This window comes from Ramlibacter algicola (assembly GCF_016641735.1).
Taxonomy (GTDB): Bacteria; Pseudomonadota; Gammaproteobacteria; order Burkholderiales; family Burkholderiaceae_C; genus Ramlibacter; species Ramlibacter algicola.
This window is the reverse complement of sequence record NZ_JAEDAO010000001.1, coordinates 3,833,396-3,853,968: the sequence shown is the minus strand read 5'-3', so window position 1 is coordinate 3,853,968 and position 20,573 is coordinate 3,833,396. Positions and strand designations below refer to the sequence as shown.

The following is a 20,573-nucleotide window of genomic DNA, read 5'->3' as shown; positions in this document are numbered from 1 at the left end:
GGGCGGCTCATGCAGCGGGCTCCTCGTGGGTCCAGTTCCAGAGCAGTTCCGCCGTCTCGCCGACACCTTGCCGCTTGAGGGCCGAGAACAGCATCGTGTCGCCGCCGGCCGTCTGCAGTTTCGCGATCGACAGCGCCTTGGCGGCCTCGCTGCGATTGAGCTTGTCGGCCTTGGTGAGGAGCACCAGGAAGCGCAGGCCGGCTTCGACGCGCGGGCGCACGACGTCCAGCAGCGCTTCATCGAGCTCGGTGATGCCCAGGCGCGGGTCCACCAGCAGCACGATGCCGCGCAGGTTGGGGCGGCTCACGAGGTAGTTGGCCATCACCTGCTGCCAGCGCGCCTTGTCCGCGCGCGGCACGGCGGCATAGCCGTAGCCGGGCAGGTCGGCCAGCACGGCGTCGGTGATGCCCTGCTTGCCGAGCGTGAACAGGTTGATGCTCTGCGTGCGGCCCGGCGTCTTGGACGCGAACGCCAGCCGCTTCTGCTGCGTGAGGGTGTTGATGCAGGTCGACTTGCCCGCGTTGGAGCGGCCGACGAAGGCGATCTCGGGAAATTCGTGCGGCGGAAGGAACTCCAGCTTCGGCGCCGTCGTGAGGAACCTGGCGGTGTGCAACCACGCGAGCGCGCGGTCGGCCGGGGACGGGGCGGGGGCGCCGGGGCCCGGGGTGGCAGTCATGGGGCGGTTCCCGACGGGGAGGTGGATGGGACGCGCATTGTAGAATCGCCGGGTTTTGCGCCCCAGAACCCACCAGACGCCCATGAAGTTGCACGCTTGCCTGCTGACCGCCGCGCTCCTCGCGCTGCCCGCGATCGACGCCCTGGCCCAGACGCACGGGAACGACAAGCCCGCGGCCGCTGCCGCCCAGCCCGCGGCCCCCAAGGCGCAGCAGCCGGCCAAGCCGGACGCCGCCGCCGGCGAGGCCAAGTTCACCGCGACCTGCGTGGCCTGCCATGGCGCCGGCGGCAACTCCGGCATCCCGGCCAATCCCAAGCTCGCGCAGCAGCACCCCGAGTACGTGGTCAAGCAGCTGCGGGAATTCAAGGAAGGCAAGCGCCAGAGCCCGGTGATGCAGGGGTTCGCCGCGCAGCTGAGCGACGCCGACATGCGCAACATCGGCTGGTACGTCGCTTCGGTGAAGGCCAAGGAAGGCTTCGCCAAGGACAAGGACCTGGTCGCGCTGGGCGAGAAGATCTACCGCGGCGGCGTCCCGGACCGCCAGATCGCCGCCTGCGCGGGCTGCCACAGCCCCAACGGCGCCGGCATCCCGGCCCAGTACCCGCGCCTGTCCGGCCAGCATGCCGACTACACGGCCGCGCAACTCGTCGCGTTCCGCGACGGCGCCCGCAAGAACAGCCTGCAGATGACCCAGGTCGCGGCCAAGCTCAACGACCGTGAGATCCGCGCCGTCGCCGACTACATCGCCGGCTTGCGCTAAGTCAACGGCTGGCGGCGCACGCGCGGGGAACCCCGGCGGCGCCGGACGACACTACAGCAAGGCGGGTTCCACGAACCCGCCTTCGTCTTTTTCCAACCCTTCCCGATGACCACCTCCACCCACGGCCTGCGCCTCGCGACGCCGTCGCGGCGCCTGCGCACCGCGGTGGAACTGGTGTCGTCGATGCGGTTCGCGATCGCCTTGCTGACGGTGATCTGCATCGCCTCGATCATCGGGACGGTGCTCAAGCAGGGCGAGCCGGCGGCCAACTACGTCAACCAGTTCGGCCCGTTCTGGGCGCAGCTGTTCCTCGCCATCAAGCTCAATGCGGTGTACAGCGCGTGGTGGTTCCTGCTGATCCTTGCGTTCCTGGTGACGAGCACGTCGCTCTGCATCGCGCGCAACACGCCGAAGATCATCGCGGACCTGCGCACGACCAAGGAGAACGTGCGGGCGCAAAGCCTCAAGGCGATGCACCACCGCGCGCAGGCGGTGCTCGCGGACCTGCCCGAAGCGGGCGCGCGCCGCATCGGCGAGGCGCTGGCCAAGGGCGGCTGGAAGGTCAAGCTGCAGCAGCGCGGCGACGGCTGGATGGTCGCGGCCCGCGCGGGGGCGGCAAACAAAGTCGGCTACATCGCGGCGCACAGCGCCATCGTGCTGGTGTGCCTGGGCGGCCTGTTCGACGGCGACCTGGTCGTGCGCGCGCAGATGCTGCTGGGGGGCAAGACACCGTACACGGGCGGCGGGATGATCGCCGACGTGCAGGCGAAGCACCGGCTGCCCGCGATGAACCCGACTTTCCGTGGCAACCTGCTGGTCGCTGAAGGCACGCAGGCCGGGACGGCCATCCTCACGCAGTCCGACGGCATCCTGCTGCAGGACCTGCCGTTCACGATCGAGCTGAAGAAGTTCATCGTGGAGTACTACTCCACCGGCATGCCCAAGCTGTTCGCCAGCGACATCGTGATCCACGACCGCGAGACGGGCGAGGCGGTGCCGGCCCGCGTGGAGGTGAACCATCCGGCGCGCTGGCGCGGGGTGGAGATCTACCAATCGAGCTTCGACGACGGTGGCTCGCGCGTGAAGCTCGCCGCGCTGCCGATCAACGGGGCCAGCAACCGCTTCGACGTCGAAGGCGTGATCGGCTCGTCGACCCAGCTCGCGCGCGGGAAGGGCAGCGCCGATCAATTGACGCTCGAATTCACCGGCCTGCGCGTGATCAACGTCGAGAACATGGCCGAGGCGTCCTCGCGCAGCGGCGCAGACCCGCGCAAGGTCGACATGCGCGAGTCGCTCGGCGAGCACCTGGGCGCCGCCAACAAGACGAAGACGAAGAAGGAGCTGCGCAACGTCGGGCCCAGCGTGAGCTACAAGCTGCGCGACTCGGCGGGGCAGGCGCGCGAGTTCAACAACTACATGCTGCCGATGGACCTCGGCGACGGCGTGCCGGTGTTCCTGCTCGGCGTGCGTGAATCGCCGGCGGACCCGTTCCGCTACCTGCGGGTGCCGGCCGACGAAAAGAGCTCCATGGACGGCTTCGTGCGGCTGAAGGCGGCACTGGCCGATCGCGCCCTGCGCGCCGAGGCCGTGCGCCGCTACGTGGCCAAGGCCACGGACCCCAAGCGGCCCGAGGTCGGCGCGCAGCTGGCCGCTTCGGCCGGCCAGGCCTTCGCGCTGTATGCCGGCGATGCGCAGGCGGGCGCGAAGGGCGCCGGCCTGGCCGCGCTGTCGACCTACCTGGAAGAACGCGTGCCGGAAGCCGAGCGCGGCCGCGCATTCGAAGTGGTGATCCGCATCCTCGGCGGGTCGCTGTACGAGCTGGCCCAGCTGTCGCGTGAGCGCGCCGGGCTGCCGCCGCTGGACGGCGGCGACCGCGCACAGGCCTGGATGACCCAGTCGCTGGTCGCGCTGAGCGACGCGTTCGTGTACCCGGCGCCGATGGCTTTCCAGCTGGCGGACTTCACGCAGGTGCAGGCCAGCGTCTTCCAGGTCACGCGATCCCCCGGCAAGAACGTTGTCTACCTGGGGTGCGCTTTGCTCATCCTCGGCGTTTTTGCGATGCTCTATGTCCGTGAGCGCCGGCTGTGGGTCTGGCTGGCGCCCGCCGCCGCCGGCGGCAGCGACGCCCTGATGGGGCTGTCGTGCAACCGCGAGACCCTCGACGTCGACCGCGAGTTCCAGCGGCTGCGCGACCAACTGCTGCACTCCCCATGACCACCGCCACCCAGACCATCACCCTCGGCGAGAGCTACTTCTCGCGGCGCCGCCCGCTGGACTGGCTGTTCGCGCTCGCCATCGTGGCCGGCGGCCTGTTCGCGTTCACGCGCTACCAGGCCCACATGGACGTGTACGAGAAGGGCATCCTCCTCGCCGCCATGCCGGCCGCCATCTGGCTGGGCTGGTTCTGGCGGCCGTTGCAGGGGCTGATGGCGGTCGTCGCCGCGCTGTCGCTCATGGCGATCGGCTCCTACCAGGGTTCGCTCGCGCGTGCGGAATCCGTCTTCTGGCTGAAGTACTTCCTGTCCAGCCAGTCGGCGATCCTCTGGATGAGCGTGCTGTTCTTCATGAGCACGGCCTTCTACTGGATCGGCATGTTCGCCCGCGGCCAGGCCGCGACCATGGAACGCATCGGCTCGCGCATGGCCTGGGTCGCGGTGACCATGGCGCTGGTCGGCACGATGGTGCGCTGGTGGGAGAGCTACCTGATCGGCGCCGACGTTGGCCACATCCCGGTGAGCAACCTGTACGAGGTGTTCGTCCTCTTCTGCTGGCTCACCGCGCTGTTCTACCTGTACTTCGAGGCGCAGTACGGCACGCGCGCGCTGGGCGCGTTCGTGCTGCTGGTGGTCAGCGCCGCCGTCGGCTTCCTGCTCTGGTACACGGTCGTGCGCGAGGCGCACGAGATCCAGCCGCTGGTGCCGGCGCTCAAGAGCTGGTGGATGAAGCTGCACGTGCCCGCCAACTTCATCGGCTACGGCACCTTCGCGCTGTCGGCGATGGTGGCGTTCGCGTACCTCGTGAAGCAGCACGCCGTCGAGACCCGCTGGTGGAAGCTGGCGCCGCTGTTCGGGCTGGGGCTGGTGCTGTGCTTCGAGCCGATGGTGTTCCGCAAGGACGTCGCCGGCGCCAGCAGCTACTGGCTCGTCTACTTCGGCATCGCATCGCTGATCGTCGGGGGCATCCTGCTGATGCGCCGCCGCATCGCCGAGCGCCTGCCCCCGCTCGAGGTGCTCGACGACGTCATGTACAAGGCGATCGCCGTCGGCTTCGCGTTCTTCACCATCGCGACCGTCCTCGGTGCGCTGTGGGCCGCGGAAGCGTGGGGCGGCTACTGGAGCTGGGACCCCAAGGAGACCTGGGCCCTGATCGTCTGGCTGAATTACGCCGCCTGGCTGCACATGCGGCTGATGAAGGGGCTTCGCGGCACGGTGTCCGCGTGGTGGGCGCTGGTGGGCCTGGTGGTCACGACCTTCGCGTTCCTGGGCGTCAACATGTTCCTGTCGGGGTTGCACAGCTACGGGACTTTGTGATCCCGCTGTAAGGTCCCGGCGCGTTCCCCGTCCAATGCGAAACGACGCAACGAAAGGGTTCCATGCTGATCCGAAGCGGTGACAACGGTTTCCTGCACCCGGCCTCGAGCGAGATCACGCCGCAGGCGGTGTACCGGCAGCGGCGCGACCTGCTGCGGCTGATGGCCTCTGGCACTGCGGGTGCGGCCCTCGCGTCATGGGCAGGCCGGCAGGCCCTCGCCGACACGGCGCGGCCCGGCAAGCTGGCCGCGTTGCCGGGCGGCAAGTCCCCGGTGCCGGGCGCGATCGCGATCGACAAGCCCACCGACTACAAGGACGCCACGAGCTACAACAACTTCTACGAGTTCGGCACCGACAAGTCGGACCCGGCCGAGAACGCGACGAAGTTCCAGACCAGGCCGTGGACCGTCGAGATCGAAGGGGCGGTCAAGAAGCCCGGCCGCTACGCGTTCGAGGACCTGCTCAAGCTCGCGCCGCAGGAAGAGCGCATCTACCGCCTGCGCTGCGTCGAGGGCTGGTCGATGGTGATCCCGTGGGTGGGCTACTCGCTGTCGGCGCTGGTCAACAAGGTCGAGCCGACCGGCAACGCGAAGTTCGTCGAGTTCGTGACACTCGCCGACCCGAAGCAGATGCCGTACGTGAAGTCGCACGTGCTCGACTGGCCCTACACCGAGGGCCTGCGCATGGACGAGGCGATGCATCCGCTGGCGCTGCTGGCGTTCGGCATGTACGGCGAGGTGCTGCCCAACCAGAACGGCGCGCCGGTGCGGCTGGTGGTGCCGTGGAAGTACGGCTTCAAGAGCGCCAAGAGCCTGGTGAAGATCCGCTTCGTCGAGAAGATGCCGCCGACCGCGTGGAACAAGGCGGCCGCCAACGAGTACGGCTTCTACTCCAACGTGAACCCCAACGTGGACCACCCGCGCTGGTCGCAGGCCACCGAACGCCGGATCGGCGAGGGGGGCGGGCTGTTCGCCAAGCGCCGCAAGACCGAGATGTTCAACGGCTACGAGCCGCAGGTCGGCCAGCTGTACGCCGGCATGGACCTGAAGAAGAACTACTGATGGCCACGCCCGCACCGCGCGGGCGGCGCGTGCCCTGGCTGCATCCCGCCGCCAAGCCCGTCCTGTTCGTCGCCGCCCTGTTGCCGTTCGCCTGGCTGCTGTACGGCGCCATCGCGAACCAGATCGGCCCCAATCCGCAGGAATACATCATCCGCGCGACGGGCGACTGGACGCTGCGCTTCCTGTGCCTGACGCTGGCGGTCACGCCGGTGCGCACGGTCCTGCACCAGCCGGCGCTGGCGCGCTTTCGCCGCATGCTGGGGCTGTTCACGTACTTCTACGTGTGCGTGCACCTGATGTCGTACGCGTGGTTCGACCAGGGGCTGGAGTTCGACGCGATCGCGAAGGACATCGCCAAGCGGCCGTTCATCCTCGTGGGCTTCGCCGCCTTCCTGTTGCTCACGCCCTTGGCGGCGACGTCGGTCAATCGCGCGATCCGCGCGCTGGGCGCGGCGCGCTGGCAGGCGCTGCACCGGCTGGTCTACGTGATCGCGGGGCTGGGCATCCTGCACTTCTTCTGGATGCGCGCCGGCAAGAACAACTTCGCCGAAGTGTTCGTCTACGCCGGCATCCTGGCCGTGCTGCTCGGGTGGCGGGTGTGGCACCGCTTCGGCGGGCCGCGCGTGGTCAGGGAGCCAGCCGCTCGCCGCGCATGAGGTCGGCGGGCGTCTCGCGCTCGCGGATCACGTGCGCCTGGTCGCCGTCGACCAGCACCTCGGCCGCACGCGGGCGCGTGTTGTAGTTGCTGGCCATGCTCATGCAATAGGCGCCGGCGGACAGCACCGCCAGCAGGTCGCCCGCCTGCACCGCGAGGTCGCGGTCGCGGCCCAGCCAGTCCCCGCTTTCGCACACCGGGCCGACCACGTCGTAGGTCGTCGCGGTTTCCTTGCGCTGCGACACGGGTTCGATGCCGTGGAAGGCCTGGTACATCGCCGGCCGCGGCAGGTCGTTCATCGCGGCGTCGACGATGCAGAAGTTCTTGTGCTCGCCGGGCTTGAGGTACAGCACCTCGGTGACGCAGATGCCCGCATTGCCGACCAGCGAGCGGCCGGGCTCGATCAGGATCTCGCGGTCGCCGAAGCCGCGGGCGTCCAGCTTGGGCAGCAGCGCGGCCCACAGCGCGTCGGCCGCGGGCGGCGTGTCGCCCTTGTAGTCGATGCCCAGGCCGCCGCCGAAGTCGATGTGCTGCAGCCGGATGCCTTCGGCTTCGACCGCCGTGACGAGGTCCAGGATGCGGTCCATCGCGTCGAGGTACGGCGCGCTGTCGGTGATCTGCGAGCCGATGTGGCAATCGATGCCCACCACGCGCAGGTGCGGCATCGCCGCAGCGCGCTTGTAGACCGCCAGCGCCGCGTCGTGCGCGATGCCGAACTTGTTGCCCTTCAGGCCGGTCGAGATGTACGGGTGCGTCTTCGCGTCGACATCGGGATTGACGCGCAGGCTCACCGGCGCGATGTGGCCGGTCGCCGCCGCGACGCCGTCGAGCACGTCCAGCTCGGCTTCGCTTTCGACGTTGAAGCAGCCGATGCCGGTCTTCAGCGCCAGCGCCATCTCGTCCGCGGTCTTGCCGACGCCCGAGAAGATGATGTCGCGCGGCTTGGCACCCGCGGCCAACGCCCGCTGCAGTTCGCCGCCCGACACGATGTCGAAGCCGCAGCCGGCCCGCGCGAACACCTGCAGGATGCCCAGCGACGAGTTGGCCTTCATCGCGTAGCAGATGCGTGACTTGCGGCCGCGCAGGCCACGCCGGTAGGCGTCGAGCGCCGCCAGCATGGAGGCCTTCGAATAGAGGAACAGCGGCGTGCCGTGCTGCCGTGCCAGGTCGGCCACGCGCAGTTGCTCGACGTGCAGCAGCCCGTCGCGCCAGGCGAAATGCGGCGAACCGGGCGTCATTGCGTGCGCACCGGGGCCGCGGTGCCCGTGCCGGAGCCGCCCGGCGCGACCTGGCCGTCCAGCGGCGGCGCGGGCTGGGTCCGCGTGGTGGGGAGCAGCACCTGGGGGAGCGTCGCGCGGTCGGCGGCGGCCGCTTCGGTCGGCAGGTACAGCGGCCCGCGTTGCCCGCATGCCGCCAGCATGGCGATCAGCGCGGCGGCCCCGAGGGCGCGCCGCACGCTGCATAGAATCCTTGCGTCGACCATCGCGGAATTGTACGTTTCGGGAGGTCGAGCAAGGACCAGAGTTGCCCGCTTCAAGGAGCGTGCATCGTGATCGTGACGGCGCATGCCGCGCGCCGTCGAGAAGCGAAGTGCGCACCGCCGAAGGACTACACCCCGATTGTCATGACCGAGCTCGAATACATGGACCGCGCCGAAGCGCTGCTGCGCGCGGTGGAGGCGAGTTGCGATCGCATCAACGACGACACCGATGCGGACATCGACAGCCAGCGCGTGGGCGGCATGGTGACGCTGACCTTCGCCAACGGCACGCAGATCATCGTCAACCTGCAGAAGCCGCTGCAGGAGGTCTGGCTGGCTGCCAAGGCGGGCGGCTTCCACTACCGCTTCGACGGCAGCCAGTGGATGGACACCAAGGGGCAGGGCGAGTTCTTCGCCGGCCTGAGCCGGCACGCCTCGCAGCAGGCGGGCGTGCCGCTGGCCTTCAGTTCCTGAACAGGTCCAGGATGCTGCGGCGCTGCTCCTCGGGCGAGCGCACCGGCGGCTGCCCGTCCGCGTTCAGCGTCGACTTGTCGTAGGGATTGATCGGCGTGCCGTTGCCGGTGCCGCGTGTCGACGCCAGCGACGGCGGGATCGTCACCGGTGCGGCCGCGGCCGGTCCCGGCGACGAGGCCGCCGGCAGCGGTTCGGTCGGCGTGAGCGGAACGCCCAAACTGCTGACGCCGTTGCCCGGCGCATATTCCTCGAAGTACCACTCGCCGTTGACGTTGACCACGCCCGCGGGCGCGGCCGGGGTCACTTCGGGCAGCTGCTTGATGGCCGACTGCATGAAGTCGATCCACACCGGCAGGCTCATGCTGCCGCCGGTTTCGCGATCGCCGAGGTTCTTGGGGTTGTCGAACCCCATCCAGACCACGGCGACCAGGTGCGGATGGAAGCCGTTGAACCAGGTGTCCACCGAATCGTTGGTGGTGCCGGTCTTGCCGTACAGGTCGGGCCGTTTGAGCGTCGAGTAGACCTTGGCCGCCGTGCCCGAGCGCGTGATCTCGGCCAGCAGGCGATCCATGATGAACGCGTTGCGGGCGTCGATCGCCCGCATGGCTTCGGTGGGCAGCGGCGGCTGGGTCTCCACCAGCACCCGGCCCTTGAAGTCGGTGACCCGGCTGACCAGCCAGGGGTTGACGCGGTAGCCGCCGTTGGCGAACACGGAGTAGCCCGCGGCCATCTGCATCGGCGTGACCGACCCGGCGCCCAGCGCCATCGTCAGGTAGGGCGGGTGCTTCTCCGCTTCGAAGCCGAAGCGCGTGACCCAGTCCTGCGCGTTCTGCGTGCCGACGGCCTGCAACACGCGGATGGACACCATGTTCTTGGACTTGGCCAGCGCCTGGTGCAGGGGCATCGGGCCTTCGAACTTGCCGTCGTAGTTCTTCGGCTCCCAGGGCTGCCCGCCGGTGACGCCCGAATCGAAGAACAGCGGCGCGTCGTTGACGATGGTCGTGGGCGTGAAACCCTTCTCCAGCGCCGCCGAGTAGATGAAGGGCTTGAAGCCCGACCCCGGCTGGCGCCACGCCTGCGTGACGTGGTTGAACTTGTTCTTGCGGAAGTCGAAGCCGCCCACCATCGCCTGGATGGCGCCGTTGCGGGGGTCCAGCGCCACGAACGCGCCCTCGACCTCGGGCAGTTGCGTGATCTCCCACGCGTTCTTGGCGGTGTTGTGCATCACGCGGATCACCGCGCCGGGGCGGATGCGGATCTTGGGCGGCGCCTTCGCGGACAGGCCCGATTGCGCGGCCCGCAGGCCCTCGCCGACGATCTCGAAACGCTCGGCGTTCTGCCGCACCGCGACGATCTTCTTCGGGCCGGCTTCCAGCACCACGGCCGCCATCACGTCGCCGTTGTCCGGATGGTCGCCCAGGGCATCGTCGATCGCGTCCTCCAGGTCCTTGCGGTCCGTGGGCAGCTCGATGAACTCCTCGGGGCCGCGGTAGATCTGGCGCTTCTCGTAATCCATGATGCCCTTGCGCAGGGCCTTGTAGGCAGCTTCCTGGCGCGCGGCATTCACGGTGGTGTAGACGTTCAGGCCCCGCGTGTAGGCGTCCTCGCCGTACTGCGCGAAGACCAGCTGGCGCGCGGTCTCGGCCACGTACTCGGCGTGCGTGCCGACGTAGTCGCTGGCCTGGCGGATCTTCAGTTCCTGCTTCTTGGCGGCTTCGGCCTGCTGTTGCGTGATGAAGCCGTTCTCCTCCATCCGCTCAATGATGTACAGCTGGCGCGAGCGCGCGCGGGTGGGGTTGGCGATCGGGTTGTTGCCCGACGGCGACTTCGGCAGGCCGGCCAGCATCGCCGCTTCGGCCACCGTGATGTCCTTCAGCGGCTTGCCGAAATAGGTTTCGCACGCGGCGGCGAAGCCATAGGACCGGTTCCCCAGGTAGATCTGGTTCATGTAGATCTCGAGGATCTGGTCCTTGGTGAGCAGGTGCTCCAGCTTGAAGGTCAGGAGCACCTCGTACAGCTTGCGCGTGATCGTCTTCTCGGAGCTGAGGTAGACGTTGCGCGCCACCTGCATGGTGATGGTCGAGGCGCCCTGGCTCTTGACCCGTCCCATGTTGGCGATCGCCGCCCGCAGCAGGCCGCGGTAGTCGACGCCGCTGTGCGAATAGAAGCGTGCGTCCTCGATCGCGAGGACGGCGTTCTTCATCACCGCCGGGATCTGCCCGATCGGGGTGAGGTTGCGGCGCTCCTCGCCGAACTCGCCCAGCATGACGCCGTCCGCTGAATAGACGCGCAGCGGCAGCTTGGGCCGGTAGTCCGACAGCTCGGAGATGTCCGGCAGGTTCGGGTACGCGACCGCGAGCGCGACCGCCGCCAGGATGAAGACGGAGACGGCACCGGCGAGGACGGCCCCGGCGGACCACAGGACGAGGCGCAGGAGGCTCTGCCGCCAGGTGCTGCCCCCCTTGGATTTGCGCTGGCGCGACGGTTGGGAGGCTTCGGAGGAGTCGGACGGCATCAATGGTTGGAGCGGAAGGCTCGGGCGGATTATAAAAATCGAACCCAGCAGCCACTGGCTGGGTCAGGGGGGCGGGCCACCGGCGAAGCTGCACGGCGGCGTGGGGACCCCCGCACCGGGCTGCGCAGCACCGCTCAAGCTCGTCGGTTTTTGGCAACGCTCCTCATCCTTGAAAGCCGAAAAAACCTTGGGCGACAAGGATGTTACGGCTAGCATTGAAGTGGAATCTTAAGTTTGTGACGGCCTGAAACACCTTCGGGCAGGAGACGCAAGTTGATCTCTCTGGGATCCCTGTTGAGCCGGCAACCGGCGCCCCTGCTGGGGATGGACATCAGCTCATCGAGCGTCAAGCTGGTGGAGCTCGGCCGTGACGGCTCGGGCAACTACGTGGTCGAGCGTTGCGCGATCGAACAACTCGAGCGCGGCTGGATCACCGACGGCAACGTCGAGAAATTCGACGAGGTGGCCGAGGCCATCCGCCGGCTGGTCAAGAAAAGCGGCACCAAGACGCGCAACGTCGCCATGGCCCTGCCGCCGTCGGCGGTCATCACCAAGAAGATCATCCTGCCGGGCGGCATGACCGAGTCCGAGCTGGAGGTCCAGGTCGAGACCGAAGCCAACCAGTACATCCCGTTCTCGCTGGACGAGGTGAGCCTGGACTTCTGCGTGGTCGGCCCCAGCCCCACGTCGGCCGGTGACGTCGAGGTGCTGATCGCCGCGTCACGCAAGGAAAAGGTGCAGGACCGGCAGGGCCTGGCCGAAGCCGCGGGCCTGAAGCCCGTCGTCATCGACATCGAGTCGTACGCCTCCCGCCTGGCCGCAGGCCGCCTGATCCAGGGCCTGCCCAGCGGCGGCGTGGACAGCATGGTCGCCCTGTTCGAGGTCGGCGCGTTCACCACCAGCATGCAGGTGATCCGCAACGACGAAGTCCTGTACGACCGCGACCAGGCCTTCGGCGGCGCCCAGCTCACCCAGCTGATCGTGCGCCAGTACGGCTTTTCGCCCGAAGAGGCGGAGGGCAAGAAGCGCAGCGGCGAACTGCCGGACGACTACGAGGCCACCGTGCTGCGCCCCTTCGTGGACAGCATGGCGCAGGAAGTCGCCCGCGCGCTGCAGTTCTTCTTCACCAGCACGCCGCACAACCGCGTCGACCAGATCATGCTGGCCGGTGGGTCCGCGGCGCTGCCGGGCCTGAACGAGGCCGTCACCGCGCAGACCTCGTTCCCGTGCTCGCTCGCCAATCCGTTCGACGGCATGGTGATCGGCGACTCGGTGCGCGAGAAGCGCATGCGCCGCGAAGCGCCTTCGTATCTCACCTCGTGCGGCCTGGCCATGCGGAGGTTCCTGCAGTGATCCTGATCAACCTCCTCCCCCACCGCGAGGCCGCGCGCAAGCGCAAGCGCGAGGCGTTCTTCGCCTCGCTGGGCGTCGCTGCCGTCGCCGGCGGCCTGATCGCCGGCGGCGCGTACATCTGGTTCCAGGCGCAGATCTCCAGCCAGCAGAGCAAGAACCAGCTGCTGCAGACGGAAATCACCAAGCTGGAAGGGCAGATCAAGGAGATCTCCACCCTGCAGCAGGAGATCGCCGCGCTGCGCGCCCGCCAGCAGGCGGTGGAAGACCTGCAGGCCGACCGGAACCTGCCGGTGCACCTGCTCAACGAGCTGGTGCGCCAGCTGCCCGACGGCGTGTACATCACGACGCTGAAGCAGGAAAACCAGGTGGTGACGCTCACCGGCAGCGCGCAGTCCAACGAGCGCGTGTCCGAACTGCTGCGCAACCTCGCGACCGGCAGCCCGTGGCTGACCAAGCCCGACCTCGTCGAGATCGTCGCCGGCAACGTCACGCTGGCGCCGCGCGAGACGCGCCGCGTCTCGAACTTCACCATGCGCGTGCGCCTGCTGCGTGCCAGCGAGGTCGCCAAGGCGGCCGCCGCTGCGGCATCCGCGGCGTCTTCCGCCTCCACGGCCGCCGCGGCTCCCGCGTCCGCGGCCGTCGCGTCCGCCAAGAAGGTCTGACATGGCTTCGCTTTCCGCCCCCTCCCTCGACTTCGCTGCCCTGCAGCAGAAGGTGCAGGCCCAGTTCCGCGGCCTGAACCCCAACGACCCCGCGACGTGGCCGCTGCTGCCGCGCCTGCTCGCCTGCCTCGCGCTGATGGCCGCGATCCTGGTGCTGCTCTGGTTCGTGTGGCTGCAGAACTCCGACGTCGAGCTCGAGCAGGCCCGGGCCAAGGAGAAGACGCTCAAGACCGACTACACGGCCAAGCTCGGGCAGGCCATCAACCTCGACGCGCTGAAGAAGCAGCGCGAACAGGTGCAGCAGTACGTGACCCAGCTCGAGAAGCAGTTGCCTAGCAAGGCCGAGATGGACGCCCTGCTGTCGGACATCAACCAGGCCGGCCTCGGCCGCAGCCTCACGTTCGAACTGTTCCGCCCGGGGCAGGTGAACGTCAAGGAGTACTACGCGGAACTGCCGATCGCGCTGAAGGTGACCGGCCGCTACCACGACGTCGGGGCGTTCGCTTCCGACGTGGCCAACCTGTCGCGCATCGTGACGCTGAACAACATCGCGATCTCGCCGCCGAAGGACGCCAACGGCTCGCTGCTGATGGAGGCGACCGCGAAGACGTTCCGCTACCTCGACTCCGACGAGGTGGCGAAGCAGCGCAAGGCCGCGCCCGGAGCCAAGAAATGACCGCCGTTCGCCTCGTTCCCGCCGTGCTCGCCGTCGCCGCCCTGGCCGGCTGCGGATCCTCCAACGTCGAGGAGATCCAGGCCTGGATGACGCAGCAGCGGGCCCAGACGAAGCCGAAGATCCAGCCGATCCCCGAACCCAAGAAGTTCACGCCGCAGGCCTACACCCAGGAAGCGGCGGTGGATCCCTTCAGCAGCCAGAAGCTGACGCAGGCCCTCAAGCGGGAGACGACGCAGTCGACCTCGAGCGCCGCCCTGCTGGCGCCCGAACTGTCGCGCCGCAAGGAGCCCCTCGAGGGCTATCCGCTCGACGCCATGGTGATGGTGGGCAGCCTCGTCAAGCAGGGCCAGCCGGTCGCGCTGGTCCGGGTCGACAAGCTGCTCTACCAGGTCCGTCCCGGCAACTACCTCGGCCAGAACTACGGCCGCATCGTCAAGATCGGCGAGAGCGAGGTGAGCCTGCGCGAAATCGTGCAGGACGCTGCGGGCGAGTGGATCGAGCGCACTGCGACGCTCCAATTGCAAGAGAGGGCGAAATGAAGAAAGAGAACCATATGGCCTGGGGGCGCGCGCTCGCGTGGTGCGGGTGGCTGTTCGCGCTGGCACTGGCGGTGCCCGCGCACGCGCAGAACGTGGTGCAGTCGATCACGAGCTCCGTGCAGGGAGGCGCCGAGGTCGTGCGCATCGACTTTGCGCAGCCGCTGGCCGCCGTGCCCGCGGGCTTCGTCGTGCAGTCGCCGGCGCGCATCGCGCTGGACGTGCCGGGGGCCAGCAACGGCCTGGGCCGCTCGTCGGTCGAAATGAACACGGGCAACCTGCGCTCGGTGAACGTCGTCACCGCCGGTGACCGCACGCGCCTGGTGCTGAACCTGAAGTCGCCCACGGGCTACAAGGCGCAGCTGCAGGGCAATTCGCTGCTCGTCTCGCTCGATGGCGCGGGCGCCGCGTCGCCCGCACCGGCCGCGACCAGCGGCACGGCCACCTTCGCCGAGAGCCGCAACCGCGAGTCGCAGCCGATCAAGGACCTGGACTTCCGCCGCGGGCCCGACAGCTCCGGCCGCGTGCTCGTCGAGCTGCCCAGCAACCAGGTGGGCGTCGACATCCGCCAGCAGGGCCAGACCCTGGTGGTCGACTTCCTGAAGTCGACGCTGCCCGAAGGGCTGCGCCGCCGGCTTGACGTCGCCGACTTCGGCACGCCGATCCAGAACGTCACCACCTTCCAGCAAGGCGACCGCGTGCGCGTGGTCATCGAGCCGCGCGGGCAGTGGGAGCACAGCGCGTACCAGAGCGACAACCAGTTCGTCGTCGAAGTGCGCCAGCTGAAGGTGGACCCGAACAAGCTGTCGCAGGGCCCGGGCTACACGGGCGAGAAGCTGTCGCTGAACTTCCAGAACATCGAAGTGCGCTCGCTGCTGCAGGTGATCGCCGACTTCACCAACTTCAACATCGTGACCTCGGACTCCGTCACGGGCGCCGTCACGCTGCGACTGAAGGACGTGCCCTGGGACCAGGCGCTGGACATCATCCTGCAGGCCAAGGGCCTGGGCATGCGCAAGGCCGGCAACGTGCTGTGGATCGCGCCCAAGGACGAGATCGCCGCCAAGGAGAAGCTCGAGCTCGAGTCGCGCGCGCAGATCCAGACGCTGGAACCGGTGCGCACCCAGGACTTCAAGCTGAACTACGCGAAGGCGGAAGACGTCGCCCGGGGCCTGCTCGGCACGGGCGCCGCCGGCGCGACGCGTATCCTGTCCTCGCGGGGCAGCGTGATCTTCGAGTCGCGCACCAACCAGCTGTTCATCACCGACATCGCCAGCCGCCTGGAGCAGGTGCAGGACCTGATCGCGAAAGTCGACATCCCGGTCCGCCAGGTCATGATCGAGGCACGCATCGTCGAAGCGTCCGACACGTTCGGCAAGTCGATCGGCGCCCGCCTGGGTGCGGTGGACCTGCGCGGCACCAGCCCTGCCGGCGCGACGCCTGGCTACGGCAGCTTCAACAACCAGCGCGCGTCCATCAGCGGGTCCTATGACGCGGTGAACGCACAAGTCGGGGCGCTCGAGCGGACGAAGGAGACGTTCAACTCCGTCAACACGAGCTTCGTGAACCTGCCGTCGTCCGGAGCCGGCGGCTTCCCGGCCGCGAACTTCGCCATCGCGCTGTTCAACGCCGCCGCGGATCGCTTCCTGAGCCTCGAGCTCTCCGCGCTGGAGGCCGACGGCAAGGGCCGCCTGGTGTCCAGCCCGCGCGTGGTGACCGCCGACAAGACCAAGGCGCTGATCGAGCAGGGCACGGAATTCCCGTACCAGCAGGCCACGTCCAGCGGTGCGACGTCGGTGGCGTTCCGCCGCGCGACGCTGAAGCTGGAAGTCACGCCGCAGATCACGCCGGAAGGCAACATCATGCTGGACCTGGACATCAGCAAGGACAGCCGCGGCGAGACCACGGCGGCCGGCATCGCGATCAACACCAAGCACATCCGCACCAACGTGCTGGTCGAGAACGGCGGCACGGTCGTCATCGGCGGCATCTTCGAGCTGACCGAATCCGAGACCGAGGCGAAGGTGCCGTTGCTGGGCGACGTGCCGGTGGTGGGCAACCTGTTCAAGAACCGCCAGCGCACGTCGAACAAGCAGGAACTGCTGGTCTTCATCACGCCCAAGATGGTGGCCGAGCGCGGCGCGATCCGCTGACGCACGCCGCCCGCGGCCGACCGCATGCGCAGTCTCGTGCTGGTCGGCCTGCCGGGCTCCGGGAAGTCCACCGTCGGCCGCGGCCTCGCGCGGCGGGTGGGACTTCCCTTCACCGATTCGGACCACGTGATCGAGCAGCGCCTGGGCTGCTCGATCCGTGACTTCTTTGCCCGCGAGGGCGAATCGGCTTTTCGCGACCTCGAACAGCAGGTGCTCGCCGATCTTGCGGCCGGACCGGCCTGCGTGCTGGCCACCGGCGGGGGCTCCGTCCTGAGGCCCGCGAATCGCGACACCCTGCGTGCGGCCGGCCACGTCGTCTACCTGCGCGCTTCGCCCGAGGAGCTCTGGCGCCGGCTGCGCAACGACACCAAGCGCCCGCTGCTGCAGGTCGCCGACCCGCAGAAGGCGTTGCGCGACCTGTTCGCCCAGCGCGACCCGCTGTACCGCGAGGTCGCCGAGTTCATCGTCGACACCGGCCGGCCCAGCGTGAGCACGCTGGTCAACATGGTGATGATGCAGCTGGAGCTCGGCGGCGCGCTCAACGGCTGACGCGGCCCACCGTACACTGCGGGCATGTCTCCCGCGAGCGCGACGGCGCATGAATGGCACCGGGTCCGCATCGACCTGGGCGAGCGCAGTTACCCCATCTCCATCGGCACCGGCCTGCTCGGCGACACGGACAGCTGGGCCGGCCTGCCACGCGCCGCGGCGGCGATGGTCGTCACCAACGACGTGGTGGCGCCGCTGTACCTCGAGGCGCTGCGCAGCGCGCTGGCGCCGCACTATCCGCAAGTGCACCAGGTCGTGCTGCCCGATGGCGAGGCGCACAAGGACTGGGCCACGCTGAACGCCATCTTCGACGCGCTGCTGCGCCACGGCTGCGACCGCAAGACGGTGCTGTTCGCGCTGGGCGGCGGCGTCGTCGGCGACATGGCGGGCTTCGCGGCCGCCTGCTACATGCGCGGCGTGCCGTTCGTGCAGGTGCCTACGACGCTGCTGGCGCAGGTCGATTCGTCGGTCGGGGGCAAGACCGCGATCAACCACCCACTGGGCAAGAACATGATCGGCGCGTTCCACCAGCCCGCGCGCGTCGTGTGCGACCTCGCGGTGCTGGACACGCTGCCGCCGCGCGAATTCAGCGCCGGCCTGGCCGAGGTGATCAAGTACGGCCCGATCGCCGACATGGACTTCCTCTCCTGGCTGGAGCGGAACCTGCCCGCGCTGTTGGCACGCGACCGCGACGCGCTCGCGCATGCGGTGCGCCGCAGCTGCGAGATCAAGGCCTGGGTCGTCGGCCAGGACGAGCGCGAGGGCGGGGTGCGCGCGATCCTCAATTTCGGGCACACCTTCGGGCACGCCATCGAAGCCGGGCTCGGCTTCGGCGAGTGGCTGCACGGCGAAGCCGTCGGCTGCGGCATGGTGATGGCCGCGGAATTGTCGCAGCGGCTCGGGCACGTCGACGCCGCGTTCGTCGAGCGCTTGACCGCCCTGCTGCGGGCGGCGGGGTTGCCGGTGCGTGGGCCGTCGCTCGGCGCCGACCGCTATCTCGAGCTGATGCGCGTGGACAAGAAGGCCGAGGGCGGCGACATCCGCTTCATCGTGATCGAGGCCCCCGGGCGGGCGGTGCTGCGCCCGGCGCCGGACGCGATCGTGCGCGACGTGCTGGCCGCCTGCACGGGCTGACCCATGGCGGAAGTCGCGGCGGTCCCCGGCGTCCTGGCGCCTTATGCAAGCGACCCCGCCCGCACGCGGGGGCGGCGCTTCGGCGAAGCCGGCGCACCCACGCGCACCGACTACCAGCGCGACCGGGACCGCATCGTGCACTCCACCGCGTTCCGCCGGCTCGTCTACAAGACGCAGGTGTTCGTCAACCACGAAGGCGACCTGTTCCGCACGCGGATGACGCACTCGTTGGAGGTGGCGCAGCTGGCCCGCTCGATCGCGCGGCCGCTCGGGCTGAACGAGGACCTGGTCGAGGCCATCGCGCTCGCGCATGACCTGGGGCACACCCCGTTCGGCCACGCGGGGCAGGACGCGTTGAACGAGTGCATGGCGAGCCACGGCGGGTTCGAGCACAACCTGCAAAGCCTGCGCGTCGTCGACCGCCTCGAGGAGCGCTATCCCGATTTCGACGGCCTGAACCTCACGTTCGAGACGCGCGAAGGCATCCTCAAGCACTGTTCGCTCGCGAACGCGCAGCGCCTGGAGGCCGTGGAGCCCGGCGGGGTGGGGCGGCGGTTCATCGACCGCACGCAGCCGTCGCTCGAGGCGCAGCTGTGCAACCTCGCGGACGAGATCGCCTACAACGCGCACGACATCGACGACGGGGTGCGGTCCGGGCTGCTCACGCTGGAGCAGCTCGAGGAAGTGCCGCTGTTCGCGATGCACAAGGCGTCGGTGCAGGATGACCATCCTTCGCTGGCCGGGCGACGCGTCCTGTACGAAGCCATCCGCCGCATGCTCAGCGCGCAGGTGTACGACGTGATCGAGGCCACCCGCGCCGCGCTCGGGGCGGGGGACATCGCCAGCGCGGACGAGGCGCGCCGCGCGCGGCCGGTGGTTGGGTTCAGCGAACCGATGCGGGCATCGTCCTCCTTCCTGAAGCAGTTCCTCCTGCGCAACTTGTACCGCCATCCGCAAGTGATGGACACGACTTCACGGGCACGCGAGATCGTGCGCGGCCTGTTCACTGCCTATTGCAGGCAGCCGGACGAGATGCAGGTCGGCTTCGCGGCGCGCGCGGATCGCGAACGCGCGGTGGCCGACTACATCGCCGGCATGACGGACCGGTTCGCCGTGCGCGAGCACGAGCGCCTCACCGGCGACCGGCTGTTGCCGTGAGGCGCACCGGCACCGGTGCGGCGTGGCTCGTCGTCGCCGGCGGCGTCGCCGCGGCGCTGCACGTCGGCAAGCTGCCGCCCGCCATCCCCGTCTTGCGCGACGCGCTCGGCATCTCGCTGGTCGAGGCGGGATTCCTGCTGTCGCTGGTGCAGCTCGCCGGGATGACGCTGGGACTGGCCGTCGGTCTCGCCTCCGATGTCGTCGGGCTCAAGCGCACGATGGTCCTGGGCCTGCTTGTCGTCGGCGCGGCCAGCGTGGCTGGTGGCTACGTGCAATCCCCCGCGTCGTTGCTCGCGCTACGCGCCGTCGAGGGTTTCGGCTTCCTCGCCGCGTCCATGCCCGCGCCGGCGCTGATCCGGCGGCTGGTGCCGGCGGACCGCATGAGCGCGATGCTGGGCGTGTGGGGCGCCTACATGCCGTTCGCCACCGCGGCGGCCTTGTTGGTCGGACCCGCCTGGATCGCGGCCGCAGGGTGGCCCGCGTGGTGGTGGCTGCTGGGCGGCGTGTCGTTGCTGCTCGCGTGCTGGCTGGCTGCCGCGCTGCCTGTAGATGCGGGGCGCGCACGCTCCGCACAGGGGTGGGGCTCGCGGATGCGCGCCACGTTGGGCGCGCCGGGTCCCTGGATGGTGGCACTCGCCTTCGCCGTGTATTCGGCGCAGTGGCTGGCGGTGATCGGCTTCCTGCCATCGATCTACCTGGCTTCCGGCATGGCGCCGTCATGGGCAGCCCCGGCGACCGCGCTGGCCGCGGCCGTGAACATGGTGGGCAACCTGGCGTCGGGTCGCTTGCTGCAGCGGGGCGTCCCGGCGCACAGGCTGCTCGCCATCGGCTATGCCGTGATGGGCCTTGGCACCTTCGTCGCGTTCATGCCCTGGCTCGCGCAGGACACGGGTGGCGCCTTCCTGCGCTATGCGGCCGTGCTGGCGTTCTCGATGGTGGGCGGGATGGTGCCGGGCACCTTGTTCTCGCTGGCGGTGCGGCTGGCGCCGGGCGAGGAGACGGTGTCCACGACGGTGGGGTGGATGCAGCAGTGGTCAGCCTTCGGGCAATTCGCCGGTCCGCCGGTCGTGGCCTGGGTTGCGGCCCTCGTCGGCGGCTGGCAGTGGAGCTGGGTCGTCACCTGCGCCTGCGCCGGGTGCGGGCTCGCCTTGGCCGCATGGGCCGCACGGCTGTCGCGCGCCACCTAGAATCCGCGCCTTCC

Annotated in this window: 19 protein-coding genes; 15 read left to right on the top strand and 4 right to left on the bottom strand. The window is 69.1% G+C overall.

Annotated features, from left to right (window positions below; translation table 11 throughout):
- Positions 1-7: 7 nt before the first annotated feature.
- Complete coding sequence (gene yihA, locus I8E28_RS18905) at positions 8-676, bottom strand: ribosome biogenesis GTP-binding protein YihA/YsxC (RefSeq protein WP_200789761.1); 669 nt, start codon at positions 674-676, stop codon at positions 8-10.
- A gap of 82 nt (positions 677-758) precedes the next feature.
- Between yihA and I8E28_RS18900 the strand changes: the two genes are divergently transcribed.
- The 5 genes from I8E28_RS18900 to I8E28_RS18880 all read left to right on the top strand — a co-directional run bounded on the left by I8E28_RS18900 (position 759) and on the right by I8E28_RS18880 (position 6,683).
- Positions 759-1,436: a c-type cytochrome gene (locus tag I8E28_RS18900; protein WP_200789760.1), complete on the top strand. Its 678-nt coding sequence runs from the start codon at positions 759-761 to the stop codon at positions 1,434-1,436.
- A gap of 105 nt (positions 1,437-1,541) precedes the next feature.
- Positions 1,542-3,650, top strand: coding sequence for a cytochrome c biogenesis protein ResB (locus I8E28_RS18895; protein WP_200789759.1), 2,109 nt, complete (start codon positions 1,542-1,544; stop codon positions 3,648-3,650).
- Positions 3,647-4,966: a c-type cytochrome biogenesis protein CcsB gene (gene ccsB / locus I8E28_RS18890; protein WP_200789757.1), complete on the top strand. Its 1,320-nt coding sequence runs from the start codon at positions 3,647-3,649 to the stop codon at positions 4,964-4,966. Before I8E28_RS18895 ends, ccsB begins: the two co-directional genes overlap by 4 nt.
- A gap of 62 nt (positions 4,967-5,028) precedes the next feature.
- Positions 5,029-6,027, top strand: coding sequence for a protein-methionine-sulfoxide reductase catalytic subunit MsrP (msrP, locus tag I8E28_RS18885; protein ID WP_200789755.1), 999 nt, complete (start codon positions 5,029-5,031; stop codon positions 6,025-6,027).
- Positions 6,027-6,683, top strand: coding sequence for a protein-methionine-sulfoxide reductase heme-binding subunit MsrQ (locus I8E28_RS18880; protein WP_200789753.1), 657 nt, complete (start codon positions 6,027-6,029; stop codon positions 6,681-6,683). The genes msrP and I8E28_RS18880 overlap by 1 nt, the downstream gene beginning before the upstream one ends.
- On the opposite strand, the gene lysA is transcribed toward I8E28_RS18880, so the two are convergent.
- Together lysA and lptM are read right to left on the bottom strand one after the other, a co-directional pair.
- Complete coding sequence (gene lysA, locus I8E28_RS18875) at positions 6,655-7,920, bottom strand: diaminopimelate decarboxylase (protein WP_200789752.1); 1,266 nt, start codon at positions 7,918-7,920, stop codon at positions 6,655-6,657. The genes I8E28_RS18880 and lysA overlap by 29 nt on opposite strands.
- Positions 7,917-8,165 carry an LPS translocon maturation chaperone LptM gene (gene lptM / locus I8E28_RS18870; protein WP_200789751.1) on the bottom strand — a complete coding sequence of 83 codons (249 nt, stop codon included), beginning with the start codon at positions 8,163-8,165 and terminating at the stop codon, positions 7,917-7,919. Before lptM ends, lysA begins: the two co-directional genes overlap by 4 nt.
- Positions 8,166-8,306: 141 nt before the next feature.
- Here lptM and cyaY point away from each other — a divergent pair, with 141 nt between their 5' ends.
- Positions 8,307-8,636 carry an iron donor protein CyaY gene (gene cyaY, locus I8E28_RS18865; protein ID WP_200789750.1) on the top strand — a complete coding sequence of 110 codons (330 nt, stop codon included), beginning with the start codon at positions 8,307-8,309 and terminating at the stop codon, positions 8,634-8,636.
- Here cyaY and I8E28_RS18860 read toward each other — a convergent pair.
- Complete coding sequence (locus I8E28_RS18860) at positions 8,626-11,151, bottom strand: penicillin-binding protein 1A (RefSeq protein ID WP_200789749.1); 2,526 nt, start codon at positions 11,149-11,151, stop codon at positions 8,626-8,628. The two genes, cyaY and I8E28_RS18860, sit on opposite strands and share 11 nt — an antisense overlap.
- 273 nt (positions 11,152-11,424) lie before the next feature.
- Here I8E28_RS18860 and I8E28_RS18855 point away from each other — a divergent pair, with 273 nt between their 5' ends.
- The 9 genes from I8E28_RS18855 to I8E28_RS18815 are packed head-to-tail and all read left to right on the top strand — an operon-like array spanning position 11,425 to position 20,559.
- Entirely contained in the window at positions 11,425-12,504 is a 1,080-nt protein-coding gene (locus I8E28_RS18855; protein ID WP_200789748.1) for a pilus assembly protein PilM, read from the top strand.
- Positions 12,501-13,166: a PilN domain-containing protein gene (locus I8E28_RS18850; protein ID WP_200789747.1), complete on the top strand. Its 666-nt coding sequence runs from the start codon at positions 12,501-12,503 to the stop codon at positions 13,164-13,166. The genes I8E28_RS18855 and I8E28_RS18850 overlap by 4 nt, the downstream gene beginning before the upstream one ends.
- Before the next feature lies 1 nt (position 13,167).
- Positions 13,168-13,842, top strand: a complete 675-nt coding sequence (locus I8E28_RS18845; RefSeq protein ID WP_200789746.1) for a type IV pilus inner membrane component PilO — start codon at positions 13,168-13,170, stop codon at positions 13,840-13,842.
- Complete coding sequence (locus I8E28_RS18840) at positions 13,839-14,381, top strand: pilus assembly protein PilP (RefSeq protein ID WP_200789745.1); 543 nt, start codon at positions 13,839-13,841, stop codon at positions 14,379-14,381. Before I8E28_RS18845 ends, I8E28_RS18840 begins: the two co-directional genes overlap by 4 nt.
- Positions 14,378-16,531 (top strand): type IV pilus secretin PilQ, encoded by a 2,154-nt coding sequence (locus tag I8E28_RS18835; protein WP_200789744.1) that lies wholly within the window; start codon positions 14,378-14,380, stop codon positions 16,529-16,531. The genes I8E28_RS18840 and I8E28_RS18835 overlap by 4 nt, the downstream gene beginning before the upstream one ends.
- A 24-nt stretch (positions 16,532-16,555) precedes the next feature.
- Positions 16,556-17,080, top strand: a complete 525-nt coding sequence (locus I8E28_RS18830; RefSeq protein ID WP_200789743.1) for a shikimate kinase — start codon at positions 16,556-16,558, stop codon at positions 17,078-17,080.
- Between the two features lie 24 nt (positions 17,081-17,104).
- The gene (gene aroB, locus I8E28_RS18825; protein WP_200789742.1) at positions 17,105-18,214 is read left to right on the top strand and encodes a 3-dehydroquinate synthase; all 1,110 of its coding nucleotides are present in this window, start codon (positions 17,105-17,107) and stop codon (positions 18,212-18,214) included.
- A gap of 3 nt (positions 18,215-18,217) precedes the next feature.
- A complete protein-coding gene (locus tag I8E28_RS18820; protein WP_200789741.1) occupies positions 18,218-19,372 on the top strand; it encodes a deoxyguanosinetriphosphate triphosphohydrolase in 1,155 nt (384 codons plus the stop codon).
- Complete coding sequence (locus I8E28_RS18815; protein ID WP_200789740.1) at positions 19,369-20,559, top strand: MFS transporter; 1,191 nt, start codon at positions 19,369-19,371, stop codon at positions 20,557-20,559. Before I8E28_RS18820 ends, I8E28_RS18815 begins: the two co-directional genes overlap by 4 nt.
- The last annotated feature ends 14 nt before the right edge of the window (positions 20,560-20,573 follow it).

Excerpts from the sequence above, each read along its gene's own strand:
- I8E28_RS18895 (WP_200789759.1), top strand. The coding sequence starts at position 1,542 with ATGACCACCTCCACCCACGGCCTGCGCCTCGCGACGCCGTCGCGGCGC.
- I8E28_RS18820 (WP_200789741.1), top strand. The coding sequence starts at position 18,218 with ATGGCGGAAGTCGCGGCGGTCCCCGGCGTCCTGGCGCCTTATGCAAGC.
- I8E28_RS18845 (WP_200789746.1), top strand. The coding sequence starts at position 13,168 with ATGGCTTCGCTTTCCGCCCCCTCCCTCGACTTCGCTGCCCTGCAGCAG.
- I8E28_RS18860 (WP_200789749.1), bottom strand. The coding sequence starts at position 11,151 with ATGCCGTCCGACTCCTCCGAAGCCTCCCAACCGTCGCGCCAGCGCAAA.
- yihA (WP_200789761.1), bottom strand. The coding sequence starts at position 676 with ATGACTGCCACCCCGGGCCCCGGCGCCCCCGCCCCGTCCCCGGCCGAC.
- I8E28_RS18840 (WP_200789745.1), top strand. The coding sequence starts at position 13,839 with ATGACCGCCGTTCGCCTCGTTCCCGCCGTGCTCGCCGTCGCCGCCCTG.
- ccsB (WP_200789757.1), top strand. The coding sequence starts at position 3,647 with ATGACCACCGCCACCCAGACCATCACCCTCGGCGAGAGCTACTTCTCG.
- cyaY (WP_200789750.1), top strand. The coding sequence starts at position 8,307 with ATGACCGAGCTCGAATACATGGACCGCGCCGAAGCGCTGCTGCGCGCG.
- msrP (WP_200789755.1), top strand. The coding sequence starts at position 5,029 with ATGCTGATCCGAAGCGGTGACAACGGTTTCCTGCACCCGGCCTCGAGC.
- lysA (WP_200789752.1), bottom strand. The coding sequence starts at position 7,920 with ATGACGCCCGGTTCGCCGCATTTCGCCTGGCGCGACGGGCTGCTGCAC.
- I8E28_RS18830 (WP_200789743.1), top strand. The coding sequence starts at position 16,556 with ATGCGCAGTCTCGTGCTGGTCGGCCTGCCGGGCTCCGGGAAGTCCACC.
- I8E28_RS18880 (WP_200789753.1), top strand. The coding sequence starts at position 6,027 with ATGGCCACGCCCGCACCGCGCGGGCGGCGCGTGCCCTGGCTGCATCCC.
- I8E28_RS18835 (WP_200789744.1), top strand. The coding sequence starts at position 14,378 with ATGAAGAAAGAGAACCATATGGCCTGGGGGCGCGCGCTCGCGTGGTGC.
- aroB (WP_200789742.1), top strand. The coding sequence starts at position 17,105 with ATGTCTCCCGCGAGCGCGACGGCGCATGAATGGCACCGGGTCCGCATC.
- I8E28_RS18900 (WP_200789760.1), top strand. The coding sequence starts at position 759 with ATGAAGTTGCACGCTTGCCTGCTGACCGCCGCGCTCCTCGCGCTGCCC.
- lptM (WP_200789751.1), bottom strand. The coding sequence starts at position 8,165 with ATGGTCGACGCAAGGATTCTATGCAGCGTGCGGCGCGCCCTCGGGGCC.